We start from the raw sequence: 20675 nt of genomic DNA, 5'->3' as shown, positions 1-20675 counted from the left end.
TTAGCTAGCTTTTGTTGCTTGCGTTTGAGGTTTTTCTCGTGTTTGGCTAGATGCTTAGGGTTATCATACTTAGAGACGCAGCCATTGCTCGTAATAGCAAAATGAGTCAATCCCAAGTCAATTCCAATTACTTTGCCGACCGTTGAAACAGTCGGATTGTCGCCTTCACTCTCCGTCAATATTGAGGCAAAGTATTTCCCAGAAGGATTTAAACTAACCGTTACGGTTTTGATTGTTCCTTCTATGTTCCTGTGCAACTTGGCTTTAACTTTGCCGACCTTGCCCGGAAACTGAATAAACCCATCAAGTACCTTGACATTTTGAGGATACTGAATCGATTGCTTACCATGCTTTGACTTGTAGCGCGGGAACCTAGCACGACCTGCAAAAAAGTTTTTATAGGCGGTTGTGAGGTTGAGCGTTGTTGCTTGCAAAACTTGGCTGTAACATTCAGACAACCAAAGTGTTTCTTCGGTTTTCTTGAGTTTTGGTAAAAAGGCATTGAGTGCTGACTGACCAAGGCTTTTACCCGTTTCTTTATAAGTCTCAATTGACTTATTTAGACCATAGTTCCACCACCATCTGGCACAGCCAAAGTGCCCAGATAGTAGGGCTTGTTGCTCTAATGTTGGATAAAGTCGAACCTTGATAGCAGTATGCAGCATCTCATTGCCTCCTTACTGTATTATAAACATTTCAGTAAAATATCTACAAAAATAAAGATTTGGAGATTTCCGTACCTACAATCTCCCTGCCTTTCATCCCACCGAAGACACTGGGTACAGTTATAGCGGGGGACAACAGGAGCGAGGAGTTAAAATAATTAACAGTAAATGTTCTGTCAACTTTCGCTTAAATTGCGGTAATTTTGATGTTGTTAGAGCCACCACCTCAACTTGTCGGAGAAAAGCGCCTCACCTTTCGCGACCTCGATTGGCAAGCCTTTAAGCAAATTCAAAGTTTGCTGGCGGAGCGCACTCACGCCCGCTTTACTTACGATAACGGGGTGTTAGAAATCACCATGCCCCTCGAAGAACACGAACGCTCTGCTCGCTTGATTGAACGATTCATCTTAATCCTGATCGTTGAGATGGGGATGAGAATGAAGACGATGGGATCGACTAGGCTCGATCGAGAAGACCTACTCAAGAGCGCCGAGCCTGACAATGGGTATTACATCCAGAATTATGCCTTAGTGGCGGATCGCCTGGTTAATTTGAATGTCGATCCAGCCCCGGATTTAGTGGTGGAAGTGGATATTACCCATACCGATCTCAATAAAAATACACTTTATGCCAGTATGGGCGTGCCGGAATTTTGGCGGTTTAACGGGCGGGTATGGCGGATTTTGCAATTAGTCGATGGGGCTTATGTCGAGCGCGATCGATCTCCGACTTTTCCCATTATTGAAAAAACGGATTTATACCAGTTTCTAGAAGTGGCTTTCATCGATGAAGTTGCCGCACAGATTGATTTTAGTCAATGGGTGCGACAGCAGATTCAAGGCGGAGTAGAGTAAGTGCGATCGCGCCCAAACGAGAATAGCCTTTTTAGCAAAAAACGATCGCCCTTTTGCGAGAAAGCGATCGCCCTTTTTTTTTCAACAATTAGTTAACAACTATTAGCAATTACTAATCAAGCTGCTGCGGCTGCGTCTTCTTCTGCGTCTTCAGCTTCAGAACCTGCTTGAATTCCCAGCACGCTAACAACCACCTGATCTGGTTCGCCCAGAGCTACCACTCCTGCGGGCAAAACTAACTCGTGAATGTGCAGCGCATCCCCAACCTTTAAATGAGAAATATCTACTTCAATTGCTTCAGGAATGCTGTCAGGTTTGCACTTAACTGCCAGTTGCGTCAGCACGGTATCCAAGATGCCGCCTTCTAACTTGACGCCGACGGGTTCGCCGACAAAATTCAGCGACACTTCAACTTCCAGACTGTCTTGAGTTGCGACGGAGAAAAAGCTCAGGTGGTAAGGATAGCCCTTCCAAGGATGAACTTGAACTTCCCGGAGCAAGGTTTTTCCGCTCCAAGAGAGGTCGGGAATGCTGAGGTCAATTAGGGCATTGTTGACTACGTGCTTTTTGAGCAGGTGTTCGACTGTTTTGGCTTTGATGGTAAGGGAAATGGATTCAGAGCCTTTGTGACCGTAGAGGACGGCGGGAATCAATCCAGAGCGGCGGAGGGCGTTAGGTTTGCTGCCTTCTGCCCGCTTTTGACATTCTACTGCGAGTTCCATTTTATGACTTTCTGCTGATTGTTTTCACATTTTACCAGAATTGTGATATTGCGATCGCGCTCAATTAAATTCGCTGAAGGTATTGATAATTTTCGTTTTCCACACACTTGAGCAATTCCAGCATTTTTCTCAGACGGTAGGTTCCTGATTGATACTCTTCTTTTGAAGGGTAATCACCAAGCTTAGTAAGAACTTCATCGCTTTCACTGATGATTGCTTCGCTGAAAATTTTCTTGAACTGCTGGCGAATATCTTGATTTAATTCAACTAGAGGCAGAATTACATTTTCTTCATCTAGGTAAATTTCGGTGTCGATTGATTCCCCGCCTATTTTTGAAAAATCAGATTTGGCTAACCATTCGTAAAGGGTTTCTCCTACATCTACCGTTTCCGATTCCGATCCATTTGTGGTGTAGAAGCTGATATCTAACATAAATAATTACTCCTCCAATTCAGATAGCTTAAATGCACTTTCTGGAATATTTTCAGCCCACGCTATATCCGCATTGTCAAATAATTTTTTAGCTGGTTCAGAGATTTTTTTTGTAGTTATAACTCCTATTACAGTACCTTTGTTAATGATTTTTTTCGCCAATCCAGCATGGACATATCGAGTCTTGATTTCAAGGTGCGGTTCTTTCATCGTTTTCTCTATCCATTGAATTTCCTTTGAATATCTGCGATTATTTCTTTGACTTTAGGAGCATCTTCTGGATTGATAATTAAAATATCACCCTTTGGATCGTTCCCAATAGTTCTTTGTGAGTAAATATTTGCTCGCTCCAATTCTTGGATCACCCACCCAATGAGGTCTCTGTGAACTTCTAACCTGGATATCTGCTGGTCTTCGTCAGTCTTCCAGTTTTTATCGATCATTATTATAGCTCCTTGCACTAAGTGCGGGCAATAGCTCAGTTCAGCTACGCTCTTTCTAGCAGTCTGACGTTTTATGACTCAAAATCTTAGGATAGAGGAGCTACAGGCCTACTGTCAGCCGACAATAACCCCCGCTTCGGGCCGTGAATGGGGTCTTCTACAATGATAGTTTGGTCGCGGCTCGCACCTAGAGAAACGATCGCGATCGGCACTTCCATCAAATCTGCCAAAAACTTCAGATAATCCAAAGCTTGCTGCGGCAAATCTTCCAAATTCCGGCACTCTTCCGTAGACTGTTTCCAACCGGGAAGGGTTTCGTAAATAGGTTGGCACCGAGCAAATATCCGGGAACTTTTCGGGAAATCAACACATCTTTCGCCGTCAATTTCGTAAGCAACGCAAACTTTTATTTCTTCTAATTCATCCAAAACATCTAGTTTGGTAATTGCCAGACAGTCAAGGCCGTTGATGCGGACTGCGTACCGACCGATTACCGCATCGAACCAACCGCAGCGGCGTTTGCGGCCGGTTGTCGTGCCGAATTCTGCACCTCGATCGCCCAAAATTGCTCCTATTCCATCTACCATTTCGGTAGGGAAGGGGCCTTCTCCGACGCGGGTTGTATAAGCTTTTGCTACGCCAATTACGCGATCGATCGCTGTTGGGCCGACTCCGGTTCCCACACAAGCACCGCCAGCGATGGGATTGCTGGAAGTAACGTAAGGATAAGTACCGTGATCTAAGTCTAATAAAGTGCCTTGCGCGCCTTCAAACAGAATATTTTTCCGCTTGTGAATTCCCTCATAAATCTTCAGGGAACTATCAACTACGTGCGGCCGCAAACGTTCCGCATAAACTCGATATTCATCAATTACGTCTTGCGGATTTAAAGGCGGCAAATTGTAGAGTTTTTCGAGAAGGACATTTTTACAATTAATCGTCCATTCCAATTGTTCTTGCAACCCGTCCAAGTCCATTAAATCTAGCATCCGAATGCCAGTGCGTTCCGACTTGTCGGCGTAAGTAGGGCCAATGCCGCGTCCCGTCGTCCCGATTTTATAATTTCCCCGCTGCGTTTCCGATGCTACATCAATTAATCGATGATAGGGCATCGTGACGTGAGCCGTCTCCGAAATCATCAGCGAGGCTGTCGAAATATTCAGTGCCTCTAGCTGATCTAACTCTGCAATTAAAACTTTAGGGTCGATGACCGTACCGCAGCCGATAATACACTCTTTATCAGGGTAGAGAATCCCAGACGGAATTAAGTGCAGCTTGAAAGTCTGACCGTTGACTACCACGGTGTGACCCGCGTTGACGCCCCCTTGGTAGCGGACAACGATATCTGCGGATTTGCTGAGCAAATCGGTAATTTTGCCTTTTCCTTCATCGCCCCACTGGGCGCCGATTACAACTACGTTAGCCAAGGGTTTCTCGCGTTCTGTTCAGGTTGACACAATCTCCGATTATGTATGAATGCGTCCTAAATGTCAATCAATTTTAGATTTTAGATTTTAGATTTGGGATTTTAGATACGGGCATGGGGCATGGGGCATGGGGCATGGGGCATGGGGCATGGGGCATGGGGCATGGGGCATGGGGCATGGGGCATCTCCCAAAAAGCCTATTTTGAACAGGCAAGATGCCTGTTCCACAAGAATTATGGGAGATGTCTATTGGGCATTAGGCATTGGAACTAACAAATAACCAATGACTAATGACTACTGACTACTGACTAATGACTACTGACTAATTAATTTTTGTTAAGATTGAGAAAATAGAGGCTTTGTTGCCATGAGTTTACACGCTGAGTTGCACCGCCATCTGGGTGGTTCTGTCGTTCCTAGGGTGCTGTGGCGGTATTTCGATCGCCACAATGCTGAGATGGTTAATCGATTTCAAGAATACTCGGAGTTTGAGGAGTTTTACACTCGTCCGCGCAATACTCTCAATGAGTATTTGGAACTGCACACACTGGTAGAAAGCGTTCAAACTGTTGAGACTTTGCCTTATTTCATCTATCGGTTGATGCGGGGCGCTTACGTGTTTGAAAATCTGGCTTATTTGGAGTTGCGCTATACGCCTTATTTGCGGACTCCAGAACATTTGAATCAGTCAGAACGCATTGATTTGATGGCAGAAATTGTACAAGTTGTGGGCAAGGCAAGTCAAATTAGCGATTGTCCGATTGTTACTAGCCAAATTTTGTGTATGCACTCGCGTTTACCCTATGAGGTGAATCGGGCGATCGTAGATTTGGCGGCCGGGATGGGAGAATATGTTTGTGCGATCGATATAGCTGGCGGCGATGATTGTATTGGCGATCGTTTAGATGAGTTTGTCGGATTGTACCAGTACGCGAGGTCGATCGGCATCAAAACTACCGGCCACCTCTACGAAACTACCTCTGGCTGTTATCCCGAACTTCTGCCCTATCTGATGCGGATCGGCCACGGGATTCAAATTCCGTTAAAATATCCCGAACTGCTGCCAGAAGTCGCGCGCAGGGGTCAATGCTTGGAAGTTTGCCCGACTACCTATCTCAAAACGGGGACGTTGCAGGATATGCGCGAATTGAAGGTTGTGTTCGATCGATGTTTTGAAGCTGGTGTCGATATTGCCATTTGTACCGACAACGCGGGATTGCACAACGTGCGGCTGCCTTTTGAGTACGAGAATTTGTTAACTTTGGATATCATTGATTTTCGGCAGTTGCAAGCGTGTCAAAATGCCGCTTTCCGCCATGCTTTCGCGTGGCCTTACGGGGAGCAACCGGCCCAAATGCTAACTGGTTTGTTGCAGCATGAGTCTGTGGAGGCGATCGTTAATTAGCTAGTTTTTGTCATTAAACATCAAGTTTTAATGTTCCTTAAAAACCCGGTTTTTTATGTTAATTAATGAACCGGGTTTTTAATCTGATATCTCTGCCGCTAGGAAAGCCATCGCCAAGATTTAGGATTGTGGCGGTGATTTTATTTCATTTGTGAATGATATTTTTTTTACTAACCGCAGAGGACGCAGAGGGCGCAGAGGAGATAGAAAAGATAGAAAGAGGGATAGAGGTGTTTTGTAAAATTATAATAAGCGTCTGGCGATCGGCAATCGGTAGCAAGTTATAGTTTGGATGCAGAATCATCAATATAAAAAGATAAAAAAACGATGACAAATATGGACGCTTACTGGATGCCCTTCACTGCCAACCGACAGTTTAAAGCGAATCCGCGAATATTGGTTTCGGCAAAAGATATGCACTTTACAAGCGATGATAACCGCTCAATTTTGGATGGTACTGCGGGGCTGTGGTGCGTCAATGCAGGGCACGCCCGCGAGACAATTGCCGAAGCAGTTAAACAGCAGGTTTTGCGTTTGGATTACTCTCCGGCTTTTCAGATGGGACATCCAGGTGCTTTTGAATTAGCGGAACGTTTGGTAAAGATGATTCCGGGCAATTTCGATCGCGTTTTCTTTACTAATTCGGGTTCGGAATCAGTAGAAACTGCTTTGAAAATTGCGATTGCTTATCACCGGGTGAAAGGTGAAGGAACTCGCCAAAGATTGATCGGTAGGGAACGCGGCTATCACGGCGTTGGTTTTGGGGGAATTTCTGTCGGCGGTATCGGTACAAACCGCAAGTTTTTTGGCAGTTTGCTGACGGGAGTCGATCATTTGCCTCACACTCACAATCTCGAACACAATGCTTTCAGCCGCAAACAACCGGAATGGGGAGCGCATTTGGCGGATGAATTGGAGCGGATTGTCGCTTTGCACGATGCGTCTAATATTGCAGCGGTAATTGTGGAACCGGTGGCTGGTTCTACGGGTGTTTTGATTCCGCCGAAAGGTTACTTGGAGCGGCTGCGGGCGATTTGCGACAAATATGGAATCCTGCTAATTTTTGATGAGGTTATTACCGGATTCGGGCGGCTAGGCTCTAGTTTTGCTACGGAATATTTTGGGGTGGTTCCCGATATTGTGACGGCGGCGAAAGGGATAACTAACGGTACGGTGCCGATGGGGGCGGTGTTTGTGAAAGAAGGCATTTATGATGCTTTTATGAATGCTCCTGAAAATGCGATCGAGCTTTTTCATGGTTATACTTATTCTGGTCATCCTGTGGCTTGTGCGGCTGCTTTGGCGACGCTGGATATTTATGAGGAAGAAAGGTTATTTGAACGGGCCGATAAGATGGCCGGTTACTGGGAAGATGCGGTGCATTCTTTGAAGGGGGTGCGGCACGTAATTGATGTTCGGAATCTGGGACTGGTGGCAGGTATTGAGTTGGAATCTATTGCTGGGAAGCCGGGGAAACGGGCCTTTGATTGTTTCTTGCAGTGCTATGAAAAAGGGTTGCTGATTCGGACTACGGGTGATATTATTGCTTTGTCGCCACCGCTGATTATTGAGAAGGAACATATCGATCGCATTGTGGAAATTTTGACAGGGGTTTTGCAGGAGATGGAGTAGGATTTAACGAACCGCGAAGACGCGAAGGACGCGAAGAAGGAAGAGAAAGAAGAAGATGTTTTTAGGTAAAAACTCTACTTAGAAATGACATCAAATTCGTTGTCATCGGAATTATTTATCTCTCTCTTTTCTTCCTCTGCGGTCTCTGCGGCTTCTGCGGTTTAATCATTCCGAAAAAACCGTAAACGATATGAGAAAGACCTCTCTATTTCCTTCCTTCGCGCTCTTCGCATCTTCGCGGTTTATTCCAATATGTTATAATAATTAACAACTAACGACGAATGACGAATAACTATGGTGCAATTAACTGCAAAAATCTCTGCTAACGAGTTAGCAAATTTGGCTGTAGATTTGATTCGGAAAACAGGTTGCGAGTACGGTGATGTGCGTTTTTGCAGTTACCGAAGGCAGAATCTTTACGCGCGCGATCGATCTTTAAGTCAACTGTCAGATAATGTAAGTTCCGGTTTTGGCGTGCGAGTGCTTCTAGACGGCGCTTGGGGGTTTGCCGCCAGTCACAGCAAAACACCCGCAGAGGTTGCAAGAATAGTCGCTTTGGCTGTAGAAATCGCGAAAGGCAGCCGATTAACTCAAAAGGAACCGGTGCGGTTGGTGCCTGTCGAAAAATATGTCGATACCTACATTACTCCCATCGCCATTGACCCTTTTTCTGTACCCGTTGCTGAGAAAGCTGAACTGTTGCTAACTATCAACGAGAAGCTGCTAGCACACGGCGCACAAGGCATCAAAAAAGCTTCTTCTTTTTTGCAGTCCAGCCGCGAAGACAAGGTTTTTGCTTCTACAGAAGGCTCGCTAATCGAACAAACAATCTACCGCAGCTATCCGGGTTTTGACTGTACGGCAATTGCGGGCGGCGATGCCCAAAGTCGCAGTTACGAACGCCCGCCGCTGAATATCGGTTACGAACATATTAATCCCGATGATTTGTTGAGTCAAGTCGAAAGAGTTGCCGCCGAAGCTATTGAGAAAGTCAGCGCTCCCACAGTCCCGGCTGGTATTTGCAAATCCCTGATTCTTAAGCCGACAAATTTGTTTTTGACAATCCACGAATCTGTCGGTCATCCAACTGAATTAGACCGGGTTTACGGCTACGAATCTAATTTTGCTGGCACTAGCTTTGCTACTACTGATAAGTTAAATAAACTGCAATACGCTGCACCTTGGGTGAATTTTAAGTGCGATCGCACTCAACCAGGTGGCCGCGGTACAATGGGTTACGATGATGAGGGCGTAAAATCACAAGAGTGGTACGTTGTCAAGGATGGAATTTTAGTTGATTATCTCACTGACAGAGAGACGGCTTATCGCCTCGGACGTGCCAGCAGCAACGGTTCTGCTTACGCTGACAGTTGGTCTAGCGTGCCGATGGTGAGAATTCCCAATTTGGGATTGGAGCCGGGCCCGGATGGCGGCAGCCATACTGCTACTTTGGCCGAGATGATTGCTGATACGGAAGACGGGATTTTAATCGACGGTATGGGTAGTTATTCGATCGACCAGCAGCGGCGCAATTTTCAATTCGGCGGCGATGCTTTTTGGAAGGTTGAAAAAGGTAAAGTGGTCGGTATGTTGAAGGATGTAACTTATCAGGCGATGACTACTGATTTCTGGAATCAAATAGATGCGATCGGGCCGGCTTCGGAGCTGGTTCAGTGCGGTACTCATATATGCGGAAAGGGCGAGCCGATGCAGGTGGCTCAAATGACTCACGCTTGTGTGCCCGTGCGAGTGAGGGATATTCAAATTGGGTAATAGGGCATGGGGCATGGGTCATCGGTTCTTAGTTATTAGTTAATTGCTAACAATGCCCAATTCCCAATGTCCAATTTGCAGTGCCCAATTCGCAATACCCAATTCGCAATGCCTAATTACCAATCATGATTGTAACAACATCGCCCGCAACTTTAAGTGAAGACCAAGCCTTATCTGTAGTAGAAAAAGCAGTCAAACTATCCAAAGCAGAGGAAGTATTTGTCAGTATCTCTACTGGCGAGGAATCTCTTTCGAGATTCTCGGAAAATCAAATCAGCCAAAATATCAGCAAAACTGTGTTTAGCCTGAGCATTACTAGCTATTTCGGTAACAAAAGTGCCTCTGCTGCTGTTACAGAATTTGATGAAGATGCGATCGCCTCCGCAGTCAAGCGATCGGAAGAATTGGCCCGAATTGCGCCGGCAGACCCCGAATGGATGCCGCTGCTGCCGCCTCAAACCTACGATTTGCGATCGCCCGCCTTCGACACAGCAACGGCAACTGTATCGCCTCTAGCGCGGGCCGAAATGGTGCAGCAAGCGTGCGCGAGAGCCTCCCAGGGGGGCGCTCATGGTTCCGGCACTTTGAGCACTGAGGCGTCGCTGTACGCGATCGCCTCGTCAACCGGACTCCGTGCCTGCAACCAGTCTACAGATGCGGATTTCAGCTTTACTGCTCGCGTTGAAGACGGTTCTAGTTGGGCGAAGAGCACTGCTTGGAGTATCAACGAATTGCCGATCGCCCAATTAGCAGAACAAGTGCTCGATCGGGCGATCGCATCCCGCAACCCGCGCCCCATCACTCCCGGCGTTTATCCGGTAATCCTTGACGGTGCTGCTTTTGCGGGCTTGCTACCGTGGGTGATTTGGAGCTTGGATGCGAGGGCGGCGGATGAGGGGCGATCGTTTATGTCGATCGCCGATGCAGAGGGAAAACCAGCGGGAAACCGCGCGGGGGAACAACTTTTTAGCCCGTTAGTGCAAGTGCAGCGCGATCCGGCTCATCCTTTGTTGCGATCGAATACTTTTTTCGACGACGGATTAAGCAATAACTATTTGGAAATCATCAAAAATGGCATCCCTCAAAGTTTGTCTTATTCCCGCTACTGGGCCGCACAAAAACGCAAAGAGGCAAAAGGTGCTTATTACCCGATGGTGATGAGAGGTTCCGACCAAAGTTTAGCAGATTTAATTGCTCAAACCGAGCGAGGAATTTTCGTCAGTCGAGCTTGGTACGTGCGTTACGTTAATCCGAAAACATTGGAAGTAACGGGAATGACTCGCGACGGTACTTTTTGGATTGAGGATGGCAAAATTGCTTACCCGATCAAAAACCTGCGTTTCAATCAAGTTTTACCTGATATGTTGCGCGATGTGGATGCAGTTAGTGCGGTGAAGCGTTACGGCGGTAGTGTCGTGCCCGGAGTGCGCGTGAAAGCTTTTAATTTCACGAGTATTACTGACAGTTTGTGACTCACACATTTCTAACAATCTGTAGGGGCGGGTTTCACAAACAATCACAGCCAACAAAGAACAATCTCTCAAACCCGCCCCCACCCAGATTAATGCGAGTGATTTATCGTAAAGGTAGAGTATTTATTTTGATAGTTAGGATTAAAACCAGCTATTATAGTCATCAGTCTGGTGTCTGTTGTTAGTAACAATTCCCAATTCCCAATTCCCAATTCCCAATTACCAATTATCAATGAATCAATATTTTGCTACAGTTGCGCGCGGTTTAGAAACTATTGCCGCCCAAGAATTAGAACGTTTAGGGGCCCAGGATGTTAAGCCAGATTTTACAGGGGTTTACTTTGCGGGCGATCGGGCTTTATTATACCGCGTCAATCTTTGGTCGAGAACAATTTTTCGAGTGCTAATGCCGATCGCCGAATTCCGGTGTTACAACTCGGATATGCTCTACCGCGAAGTGCAGAAAATCCCTTGGGACGAATACTTATATCCCGACAATACTTTAGCAGTAAACTGCACCGGCGGCAACGAAAAGTTGAACCACACTCACTTTACAGCTTTGCAGGTCAAAAATGCGATCGCCGACCAACAGCGCCTTCAATTTAACAAGCGTTCTAATGTTGATGTAGAGCATCCCGATTTGCTAATTAACCTTCACATTCATCAAGATAGAGCTATTTTAAGCTTAGACAGTTCTGGCGGCAGTTTGCACCGCCGGGGATATCGACCGGCGATGGGGCTTGCTCCCCTCAAAGAAACCCTAGCTGCGGCTTTGTTGGAGATGGCAGAATGGACGCCTGATTTGCCGTTTTTAGACCCGATGTGCGGTTCTGGGACTTTGCCTTTGGAAGCGACTTTAAAGGGATTGAATATTGCACCGGGATTGTTTAGAGAAAAGTTTGGATTTATGACTTGGCGGGATTTTGACGAACCTTTGTGGGATGAATTGTGGGCCGAAGCTGAAAATAGTGAGTTACCGGAACTTAAAGAGGTGATTGCCGGGTGCGATCGCGATTCCGATATGTTAACTCAAGCTCGCACGAACGCGCAGCAAGCTGGTATTTCCGGTAAGATTCAGTTTGCTCAAACCGAGTTATCTCAGTTGGAAGCACCCGCAGACAGAGGCGTTTTGATTTGCAATCCTCCCTACGGAGAGCGCCTGGGAGATGCTAGCGAATTGGGAGATTTGTACAAGATGTTGGGGGATATTTTCAAGAATCGTTTTAAAGGTTGGAATGCGTTTATTTTGACTGGGAATAAGGAGTTGGGTAAAAAGGTGGGACTCAGGACATCGCGGCGAATTCCGGTTTTTAATGGATCGATTCCGTGTACTTTGCTCAAATATGAACTGTATTAGGGGATTCGGAGCAGGGAAAATAGCGGTAATCAGGAAGCTACTGCAAAAGTGGATAACCAAGAAAGCAGAAGATAGGTGAGAAGGCAGAGAGAGGCACTAATAGTAAAGGAAAAAAAGAATATCTGCCGAATTAAATTGCTCAGCAATAATCAAATTCAAATACCGACTGGGGAAATTATTTCACCTTGATCTGAGGTATGTCACCGCTCATCCCTCGCTCGGCAACAAAGAAACGTGAGCGGAAACAATCTTCCACCCTTGAGGAAACTTCCGCCACATCTGACTCTGCCGCCCCAGGCGCACCACTCCATCCATTACACGGCGAAATTCCAGCGTCACAGCCGCCGTGTCTGCATCGAATGTCACGACTTTGAGGTTGAACATTTCTCGATCGACATTTACAGGCGATCGCCCTTTGCGAAAAGCCCTCACCTCATCACTCCCGTACAGGTTCTCCGTCACCCCAAACCGCACGACTTCCGGCGCATCCCAGAACAAATTATCGAGAGTTTCAATATCATTCGTACAAAGAGCTTTTTCGTATTTTAAATATAGTTCAGTTAACTCAGCCGCCACAGCAGAATCATTTATTACACTCATAAATTGTAGATTTTAAAACTCTGAACTTTCACAAATTTTGTTTGCAATAAGGATTTTAGCCCTTATTGCAAACACAACTAATTACTGGAAATTAATGCTCAATTTTGAGCGAAATAATCTTGTCACCTTGGCGGATAGCATTGACGACAGACATATCCTCAGTTTTGCCAAAAGTTGTGTGAACTCCATCTAGATGAGACTGGGGAGAATGGCAAATAAAGAATTGGCTACCACCCGTATCGCGGCCTGCGTGAGCCATCGATAAAGTTCCTGCTAAATGTTTGTTGGAGTTAATTTCGCACTTGATTTTGTAGCCGGGGCCGCCCGTTCCATTGCCTTTTGGACAGCCACCTTGAATCATAAAGTTAGGAATGACTCGGTGAAAAGCCAATCCATCGTAAAAACCTTTTTCCGCCAAGTCAACAAAATTCTTCACTGTGTTAGGCGCATCCGCATCGAACAATTCCAAATTGATTGTGCCTTTGTCGGTTTCCATAATAGCGCGGGTCATGATTTCTCCTGGCTTCCTAAAATGAGTGTGTTGCCTGCGTTTTAATTGCGGACTTCGCTTTTATAACCACAGGTTTCAAACTGTCGTTATATTGTGGCTTTCAGAAGTGTAGCATATTCCCGCAACTCTCATAGGAGTTATGTGCGCTTTCTGAGGAAACTCGGTTTATTGCGAGATTTCTGGTTAGCAAAGCCAATATTTTCGGAGGCACCGAGTTTGTAACCCTCAGCCATATTTTAATTGTTGGTCACTTGCGGGCGATCGGGTTCTTCCTGAATATCGTTCATATTAAAAATGAAAGGAACCCGACTCGAACCGCTGCCCATCACCAACACTTTTGGCATCTGAGCGCCGCCGCTTCTCCAAGCTTCGATCGCCTCTTTTTGCAGCACTAAATCGCCGCCTTGGGCCTTCAAAGTTTCAGCCAAAAGTCTTTGAGCTTCCGCCCTACCTTGAGCGCGGTTAATGTCAGCTTGAGCCTGTTGTTCTGCTTCCTGAGCAACATAAACAGCCCTTTGCGCCCGCTGTTCAGCGACCTGTTTCTCCTCAACCGCTTTCGCAAAATCTGCCGAGAATCGAATGTTAACAACGCTCGTATCGAGTACGATTACATCATACTTTGATAGCCTCTCTTTCAGCGCCGTATCAAAGTCTCGCTTCAGTTCACTTCTTTGAGTAATAGATTGTTCGGCGGTTCTCAGTGCAGCCGCTGTTTTAAAGGCTTCTTGCGTCTGAGGAGCAATAATTTTTGAGACTATATTCTCCAAAGTTCCTTGAGTCCTTCGGACATCAACTATTCTCGCAGGATCGAGGCGAAAGTTAATCGCAAAACTAGCATTTAAATCCTGAAGGTCTTTAGTAGCACTCTGGGCGGGAACTTCAAACTTTTGCACTGTTACATCGTACACATCTACCTTGGATATTAGCGGGGGTCTGAGGTGAAACCCCTCTAACAATGCTCCATCTGTGGCTTTTCCTAAAACGCTAACCACCCCTGCTTCGCCTGGATTGATGACGACAAAAGAGTTTAAACCGATGAGTAGCGCGCCTACTAATAGAATCCCTGCGATTGCTGATGATATGCTCTGGAAACTTTGACTTTTCAAAATACACGCTCCTTTGTGATTATTCCATTATAATGGTTAAATAGATTCGGTCGCCTCTCAAGTCTCAAATCTCAAATCTCAAATGGATGGGTCGCCTCTCAAATCTAAAATGGATTGGCTGATGAGCAAAATTGTTAAATATCCTAGAACTTATCACATCGAAGGTTCGCGTTTCCAACCGGGTGATGAAGACCTCGACAGCGTGCCATTTAGCGTTTTGAGCGATCGCCCTCTAATTATAGAAGAAAAGGTAGACGGCGCTAATACAGGCATCAGCTTCGCACCAGATGGACAAATGCTGCTGCAAAGTCGCGGCCACTATCTCACCGGCGGGCCGAGGGAAAAACATTTTAACTTATTCAAACAGTGGGCTTTCAGTCTTAGCGGAACCCTGGGAGAAGTGCTGGGAAATCGCTACATTCTTTACGGCGAATGGCTTTATGCCAAACACACTGTCTTTTATGATTTTTTGCCGCACTATTTTATGGAATACGACGTGCTCGACTTAGAAACCAGTCAATTTCTGAGTACAGAATCGCGCCGCAAGTTGTTAAACGGACTGCCGTTAGTGTCCGTTCCCGTGCTGTTTTCTGGAGTGCTGAAATCTCCCAAGCAAATGATGCAGTTTATGGCAAAGTCTAATTTTATTCAACCCGGACATTTGGAACGCTTGCGTTTGTACTGCGGGGAATTGGGATTAGATGAAGAACGATGTTTGAAAGAGACTGACAAGAGCGAGATTATGGAAGGTCTGTACATTAAAATCGAAGAATATGGCATAGTAAAAGCGCGTTACAAATACGTGCGTGCCAGTTTTTTGACAGCTATTAAAAATGCCGAAGGACATTGGCTAAATCGCCCAATCATACCCAATATTCTGCGTCCCGGCGCAGATTTATTTAATTTTAGTTAACCCGCAGGTGAATTTATGACGGCACTGTTATCGCCAACTTGGACTTTTCCCTTTTGTCCCCAACCGCCCGATTGGTTCCTGGATTGGGAGGGTATTCAAAATCATTTCGACTGGATTGACAGCCTTAAAGGATGTCAGCAAGACCCGATTTACCACGCCGAAGGAGATGTTTTTATTCACACCAAAATGGTCTGCGAAGCCTTAATCTCATCCCCAAATTGGCGGCAACTTCCCGAAAAAGAACGATCGATACTTTTTGCGGCCGCTTTGCTGCACGATGTCGCCAAACCAGCCTTTACAAAAATAGAAGCAGACGGCAGAATTAGCTCAAAAGGTCACGCCCGCCAAGGTGCGAGAATGGTCAGACAAATTTTATCTCAATTCGAGCCGCCTGTGCAGTTTGAGATTCGCGAAACAGTGGTGGCGATCGTCCAATTCGGCAGTTTACCCATCTGGTTAATCGACAAACCCAACCCGCAGCAGTCTGTAATTAAAGTTAGTCAAGTTGTCCGCTGCGATTTCCTCGCACTTTTAGCCGAAGCAGACGTGCGCGGCCGCCACTGCGCCGACAAACAAGAATTGCTCGATAAAATAGAACTATTTCGGGAGTTTTGTCAAGAAAATAATTGTTGGGATTCTCCCCGACAATTCCCATCAGCACACAGCCGATTTATCTACTTCCGCAAAGACAACGGCAACCCGGATTACGAAGCATTTGACGATACTAAATGCGAAGTAATTTTGATGTCTGGCTTGCCAGGAAGCGGTAAAGATTATTGGATTCGGAAAAATCTCCCAGATTTTCCATTAATCTCGCTGGATGCACTGCGAAAAGAGATGAATCTCCCTCCCGACGAAACCCCTGGAAATGTGGTCACAGCCGCCAAAAAAAGAGCACGCGAATACATGAATGACGGGCGCTCTTTTGTGTGGAACGCCACGAATACCACTAAACAAATGCGGCAGCAATTAATTAATTTTTTTGCTGCTTACCAAGCGCGCATTCGCATTGTTTATCTAGAAGTACCTCTAGAAGAAATATTGCAGCAGAATCGATCGCGCACAGCAACAGTACCAGAATCAGTCATTCGCAAATTAGCTGCGCGGCTGGATATTCCAGACATCACAGAAGCGCATCAAGTTGATCGGATCGTAACCGATTAGGTTACTTGAGGGGCGATGCGCCCCAGTTAGCCATCTTACTTCAACGCGCTACCAATTCCTTTTTCCCTAAAAGAGAATCGTCATAATGCGCCAACAAATCAGCAGGGTGATCGTAAATTGCCGCAGCATTTGCCAGCGAAGCATCATCGAAACCTCCGCACCGAAAAGCAATTACTGGCACCCCGCACTTGCCCGCAGCTTCGATATCGTAAGGAGTATCAGCTAACATCACAGTCTGACTCGCTTCCATCTGCAATTTGCTCAAAGCAGCTTCCACAATATCCGGTTCCGGTTTAGAAGCTTCCGCATCACTCGATGTCGTGGCTTGATCCAATAAATCCTCAACTTGTGCAGCTTTCAGCAAACCGGAAAGTTCTTCAGTGGTAGCTGAAGTAGCAATAATTAGCCGCAATCCTTCTTGCTGCATTTTTAACAGCAAATCCCGGGAACCAGGGGTTGGAGAAAGTTCGGGAGAAAAGCGGTTAATAATCAGTTCTTTGCGCCGCTGTGCAATCTTTTTCCCGTCGCCTGCTTCGTCGGAAAGTCCTGATACCATTTTGGGTATAACTTTGTCGCCTCCCATGCCAATTAGCGGGCGAACTTTCTCGAACTGCACCTCGTAGCCGTAAGCGGCAAATGCCTCTACCCAAGCTTGAGCGTGGGCGTCATTGCTGAGCGTCAGAGTACCGTCAATATCGAGAATTACTGCTTGCAATTGCATAACTTATTTGTTGTTAGTTATTAGACTTATTGTCAAAACCTGGTTTGTAGTAAGCACTTCAGTTGTTAACTAATTAATTAGCCAATCAGCGAGTAAAGTTCTTACGACGCACCTGTGGTTAGTAGTAAGAACTTTAGTTTTTTTTGAGCTTAGTAATAAGGAGTTTATTCCTGAATTACTTAATTAGTCAATAGGGGAATGCAAACCTTACTATTAACTTTTTGAGTGGCTATTTCATGCCAGTGCCGTGCAATTTTGGTTCGGGCGGCGGCGGTACTGGTTCTGGCCCTAACGGTTGGGGATTGGCTACATATTCAAACTCGCCTTTGCCGTCCATTGATTTGCCTTTCGCCCAGCGTCCCTCGCTACTTTCGGAACCTTCAGAATGATTCCAAAACTGATAAGCAAATTCTGACTTTTCCAACTCCTGCGGGAAGGAACTCGGAACGGGGGTTGTTTCCATTCCCGAACTTTCTAAATCTTCGATCGCCGCCAGCCACAAATTTTGGTGCATCGTGTCGCGGGCAATCATAAAACTCAGGGTGTCTTTCACGCCCGCATCGTCTGACATTTCATACAGCCGCACAGCCTGCAATCTTCCTTGCGATTCGGCGTGCAAATTAGAGCGAAAATCTGCTAAAAGATTGCCACTAGCAACGATAAAACGGCCGTTCCAGGGATACCCTACGCTGTCGCTAGGAAGTGCGCCCAAACCCGATACAATTGCGTGCTGCGGATTCATGCTGCCGATGATCGTATCTCGCGGGCTGTTTCCACCCATCACAGCACCCACCACAGCATCCTTGAAACCTTCTTCTTGCATAGATACAGGAGCTTTATCTAACAAGTGAGCAATCATAGTTGCTAACATCTCGATATGCCCGATTTCTTCTGTACCGACATCAAGCAGCATATCGCGATATTTGGCTGGGCCTCGGCAGTTCCAACCTTGAAATAGGTACTGCATCATCACAGTCATTTCGCCAAATGTACCGCCAATTAGTTCTTGAATTTGCTTGGCGTAAACGGCATCTGGCTTTTCTGGTCTTTTGTAATACTGTAGTGGCTTCTTATGGTAAAACATGGGGAATTCCTCCCAGGGTTGTTTGATTAACTTTCATTAGTTTTAACGCTGCCCGTGAGGGAGGGAATCAGCTTTTAGTCATAAAGAAATTAAATCAAATCCGGTTATCTTTATCACTTTAGTTTAATGCGGTTTCTCCCGCCCGCGAACTAAAGACTCTATTAAATTTTGTCGATCGTACATTCTATTTAAACAAACACGGCGCCGTGTCCTCCGGGCCTCAAAAAACACGTCAAAACCCCCCTCCTGCAGAGGTTTTAACCCCTTTGGGAGAGCGGTTTTTCTGGTTTAGCTGACAGCTATGTGCCCTTCTTCGTGTCAACTTAAGACTGAAACCCCTGAGAAATCTCGTTTTTACGCTAAGTCTAGATCCCCCTAAATCCCCCTGATTGTTGGGGAGTAGGGGTTGACTTTGAGAAGACTCTTGTTCCCCCCTTAAGAAGGGGGGCTAGGGGGGATCTAGATTTAATGGTCAAACAGCAATCTCTGGCTGGGTCTTACCTTAAGTTAACATCTATGGTATGTGCCGTGTCCCGCCCTTAACGAGGGGGACTAGGGGGAATGTGTTGAATCAGCTAGTTTGATAATTTTCCTCAGTCCAACAGCGCGGCAGAGTTTCACCGGAAGGAAACACTAATTTGCTTTTTGCAAAAGTTGCTGTCTCTTGCTCTTCCTGACCAGCTTGATTTTTTCCCGGCACTTCTTGTTTTGTAGGGCTGATTAAAGCATCTACATCGAGAATTTCAATCAAGTCGCCTGATTCTTTTTCTTGTAAAAGCATAGTTTCTCCGTGAAGGGTAAATGCGAGTTAGGGTTTGAGGACAACTTTGATGCAGTTGTCTTTTTTCTGTTTGAAAATATCGTAAGCGTGGGGCGCTTCATCCAATTTCATTCGGTGCGTAATTACGAATGACGGGTCAATTTCGCCTTTTTGAACGCGATCGAGCAAAGGCCGCAAATAGCGGTGAACGTGCGTCTGTCCCATTTTCATGGTCAAGCCTTTGTTGAAAGCTGCACCTAATGGCACTTTGTCCACAAAGCCGCCGTAAACGCCGGGAATTGACACTGTGCCGCCCTTGCGACAGGCGAGGATCACTTGTCGCAGGGCCGTAGGTCGATCGCTCTCCAACCGCACGGCTTGCTTAGCTTTGTCGTACAAAGCGTCGAGACCGGTGCCGTGGGCTTCCATCCCCACCGCGTCGATGCAAGAGTCGGGCCCGCGTCCCCCCGTCATTTCGGTGACGGCTTCCCCGGCGTCCATTTCTTCGTAGTTGATGATTTCAGCTTTGGCCGCGGCCGCCATTTGCAAGCGTTCCGGTACGCGGTCGATCGCAATTACTCGATCGGCCCCCAGCATAAACGCGCTTCTGATCGCAAATTGTCCGACTGGCCCGCATCCCCAAACTGCTACCGTATCCCCCGGCTGAATGTCGCAGTTTTCGGCCGCCATGTAACCGGTAGGAAAGATATCGGTGAGGAACAATACTTGTTCGTCCGAAAGTCCGTCGGGAATTTTTAAAGGGCCGACATCTGCAAACGGAACCCGCGCGTATTCTGCTTGACCTCCTGCATAGCCGCCCGTTAAATGCGAGTAGCCAAACAATCCCGCCGGCGAATGGCCGAACATTTTTTCAGCCAGCCCAGCATTGGGGTTGGAGTTGTCGCACAGCGACCACAAATCGCGGTTGCAAAAGAAGCAACTGCCGCAAGAAATAGTAAAAGGAATGACGACGCGATCGCCCTTTTTTAAGTTCTTGACTTGGCTGCCGAGTTCGACTACTTCCCCCATGAATTCGTGCCCCATGATGTCGCCCGATTGCATTGTCGGGATGAAGCCATCGTAGAGGTGCAAATCTGAGCCGCAGATTGCTGTAGACGTGATTTTAACTATTGCATCGCGCGGGTTGATAATTGTTGGGTCTGGTACATTATCAACTCGCACATCATTTGCTCCGTGCCAGCAAAGAGCTTTCATTATTTCGTTCTCCTCTAGTTAACTACTAGCTAGCAGATTTTTGATTGTAAATCTTAAACTTACTACGCCGATTAATTAGTAACTTGGATTTTTTTAATTCTAAGCATATAAAATATACTTTATCTCTATCCAAGGTATAATTTCCAAATCTATCTTCCGGCTGTTTTCAATAACAAAAATGTAAAGTTTCTCCCCCAGCTAAAGTGCGGGAGATTTCACATTCTTCTGTTAAGCCCCAACAGTTATAGCAACCGCACCCGACGGTTAGAACATTCTTAATTGCTGAAATCCTTGCTTCTTCCTTCTGCCATAACAGCTAACAACTACATAGCTGAGATTGTTTTTGTCGATCGGCGAGCGCTCTCATCTCACAAAAACTAAACTTTTCTCACTTAATCTCACCAAAGCCGATGTTTTG

General features: G+C 46.2%; 21 protein-coding genes. 8 read left to right on the top strand and 13 right to left on the bottom strand.

Going from position 1 to position 20675, the window contains the following annotated elements; genetic code table 11:
* A partial coding sequence (locus tag QUB10_RS21805) for a transposase (RefSeq protein ID WP_333205378.1) occupies window positions 1-665 on the bottom strand: 665 nt, incomplete at its 3' end.
* A 206-nt stretch (window positions 666-871) separates the two neighbouring features.
* Here QUB10_RS21805 and QUB10_RS21800 point away from each other — a divergent pair.
* Window positions 872-1519, top strand: coding sequence for a Uma2 family endonuclease (locus QUB10_RS21800; protein WP_333205377.1), 648 nt, complete (start codon window positions 872-874; stop codon window positions 1517-1519).
* Between the two features lie 116 nt (window positions 1520-1635).
* Here QUB10_RS21800 and QUB10_RS21795 read toward each other — a convergent pair whose 3' ends face one another.
* From QUB10_RS21795 to QUB10_RS21775, 5 genes are all read right to left on the bottom strand, one after another.
* Window positions 1636-2241, bottom strand: coding sequence for a 50S ribosomal protein L25/general stress protein Ctc (locus tag QUB10_RS21795; RefSeq protein ID WP_333205376.1), 606 nt, complete (start codon window positions 2239-2241; stop codon window positions 1636-1638).
* 64 nt (window positions 2242-2305) lie between these two features.
* Window positions 2306-2674, bottom strand: coding sequence for a hypothetical protein (locus QUB10_RS21790; protein ID WP_333205375.1), 369 nt, complete (start codon window positions 2672-2674; stop codon window positions 2306-2308).
* Window positions 2675-2680: 6 nt separating this feature from the next.
* The gene (locus tag QUB10_RS21785; RefSeq protein ID WP_333205374.1) at window positions 2681-2884 is read right to left on the bottom strand and encodes a hypothetical protein; all 204 of its coding nucleotides are present in this window, start codon (window positions 2882-2884) and stop codon (window positions 2681-2683) included.
* An 8-nt stretch (window positions 2885-2892) separates the two neighbouring features.
* Window positions 2893-3117 (bottom strand): hypothetical protein, encoded by a 225-nt coding sequence (locus tag QUB10_RS21780; protein ID WP_333205373.1) that lies wholly within the window; start codon window positions 3115-3117, stop codon window positions 2893-2895.
* 86 nt (window positions 3118-3203) lie between these two features.
* The gene (locus QUB10_RS21775; RefSeq protein ID WP_333205372.1) at window positions 3204-4544 is read right to left on the bottom strand and encodes an adenylosuccinate synthase; all 1341 of its coding nucleotides are present in this window, start codon (window positions 4542-4544) and stop codon (window positions 3204-3206) included.
* A 367-nt stretch (window positions 4545-4911) separates the two neighbouring features.
* Here QUB10_RS21775 and QUB10_RS21770 point away from each other — a divergent pair, with 367 nt between their 5' ends.
* The 5 genes from QUB10_RS21770 (at window position 4912) to QUB10_RS21750 (ending at window position 12183) form a co-directional block, all read left to right on the top strand.
* The gene (locus QUB10_RS21770; protein ID WP_333205371.1) at window positions 4912-5949 is read left to right on the top strand and encodes an adenosine deaminase; all 1038 of its coding nucleotides are present in this window, start codon (window positions 4912-4914) and stop codon (window positions 5947-5949) included.
* A gap of 327 nt (window positions 5950-6276) precedes the next feature.
* Window positions 6277-7581: an aspartate aminotransferase family protein gene (locus QUB10_RS21765; protein WP_333205370.1), complete on the top strand. Its 1305-nt coding sequence runs from the start codon at window positions 6277-6279 to the stop codon at window positions 7579-7581.
* 294 nt (window positions 7582-7875) lie between these two features.
* Window positions 7876-9354: a TldD/PmbA family protein gene (locus QUB10_RS21760; RefSeq protein ID WP_333205369.1), complete on the top strand. Its 1479-nt coding sequence runs from the start codon at window positions 7876-7878 to the stop codon at window positions 9352-9354.
* A gap of 125 nt (window positions 9355-9479) precedes the next feature.
* Window positions 9480-10826 carry a TldD/PmbA family protein gene (locus QUB10_RS21755; RefSeq protein ID WP_333153196.1) on the top strand — a complete coding sequence of 449 codons (1347 nt, stop codon included), beginning with the start codon at window positions 9480-9482 and terminating at the stop codon, window positions 10824-10826.
* A 232-nt stretch (window positions 10827-11058) separates the two neighbouring features.
* Window positions 11059-12183 (top strand): THUMP domain-containing protein, encoded by a 1125-nt coding sequence (locus QUB10_RS21750; RefSeq protein WP_333153195.1) that lies wholly within the window; start codon window positions 11059-11061, stop codon window positions 12181-12183.
* 207 nt (window positions 12184-12390) lie between these two features.
* Here QUB10_RS21750 and hpxZ read toward each other — a convergent pair whose 3' ends face one another.
* The 3 genes from hpxZ to QUB10_RS21735 form a co-directional block, all read right to left on the bottom strand.
* The gene (gene hpxZ, locus QUB10_RS21745) at window positions 12391-12783 is read right to left on the bottom strand and encodes an oxalurate catabolism protein HpxZ (RefSeq protein WP_333153194.1); all 393 of its coding nucleotides are present in this window, start codon (window positions 12781-12783) and stop codon (window positions 12391-12393) included.
* A gap of 91 nt (window positions 12784-12874) precedes the next feature.
* A complete protein-coding gene (locus tag QUB10_RS21740) occupies window positions 12875-13294 on the bottom strand; it encodes a peptidylprolyl isomerase (RefSeq protein WP_333024554.1) in 420 nt (139 codons plus the stop codon).
* A gap of 236 nt (window positions 13295-13530) precedes the next feature.
* Window positions 13531-14400, bottom strand: a complete 870-nt coding sequence (locus tag QUB10_RS21735) for a prohibitin family protein (RefSeq protein ID WP_333205368.1) — start codon at window positions 14398-14400, stop codon at window positions 13531-13533.
* 121 nt (window positions 14401-14521) lie between these two features.
* Between QUB10_RS21735 and QUB10_RS21730 the strand changes: the two genes are divergently transcribed.
* Both QUB10_RS21730 and QUB10_RS21725 read left to right on the top strand, forming a co-directional pair.
* Window positions 14522-15313 (top strand): RNA ligase family protein, encoded by a 792-nt coding sequence (locus QUB10_RS21730; protein WP_333205367.1) that lies wholly within the window; start codon window positions 14522-14524, stop codon window positions 15311-15313.
* A gap of 15 nt (window positions 15314-15328) precedes the next feature.
* Window positions 15329-16477 carry an AAA family ATPase gene (locus QUB10_RS21725; RefSeq protein WP_333205366.1) on the top strand — a complete coding sequence of 383 codons (1149 nt, stop codon included), beginning with the start codon at window positions 15329-15331 and terminating at the stop codon, window positions 16475-16477.
* A gap of 40 nt (window positions 16478-16517) precedes the next feature.
* Here the strand turns inward: QUB10_RS21725 and QUB10_RS21720 are convergent, their stop codons facing one another.
* The 4 genes from QUB10_RS21720 to QUB10_RS21705 form a co-directional block, all read right to left on the bottom strand.
* Window positions 16518-17198 carry an HAD family hydrolase gene (locus QUB10_RS21720; protein ID WP_333205365.1) on the bottom strand — a complete coding sequence of 227 codons (681 nt, stop codon included), beginning with the start codon at window positions 17196-17198 and terminating at the stop codon, window positions 16518-16520.
* Window positions 17199-17427: 229 nt separating this feature from the next.
* Window positions 17428-18282 (bottom strand): manganese catalase family protein, encoded by an 855-nt coding sequence (locus tag QUB10_RS21715; RefSeq protein ID WP_333205364.1) that lies wholly within the window; start codon window positions 18280-18282, stop codon window positions 17428-17430.
* Between the two features lie 571 nt (window positions 18283-18853).
* On the bottom strand, window positions 18854-19063 hold the full coding sequence (locus QUB10_RS21710; RefSeq protein ID WP_333205363.1) for an acetyltransferase: 210 nt from the start codon (window positions 19061-19063) through the stop codon (window positions 18854-18856).
* 27 nt (window positions 19064-19090) lie between these two features.
* Window positions 19091-20257 carry a zinc-dependent alcohol dehydrogenase gene (locus QUB10_RS21705; RefSeq protein WP_190742724.1) on the bottom strand — a complete coding sequence of 389 codons (1167 nt, stop codon included), beginning with the start codon at window positions 20255-20257 and terminating at the stop codon, window positions 19091-19093.
* Window positions 20258-20675 lie beyond the last annotated feature (418 nt).

Origin of the sequence: Microcoleus sp. B5-D4 (genome assembly GCF_036705145.1) — a bacterium.
Classification (GTDB): domain Bacteria; phylum Cyanobacteriota; class Cyanobacteriia; order Cyanobacteriales; family Microcoleaceae; genus Microcoleus.
The sequence above is the reverse complement of the archived record's forward strand: the minus strand, read 5'-3'. Positions and strand labels throughout refer to the sequence as shown.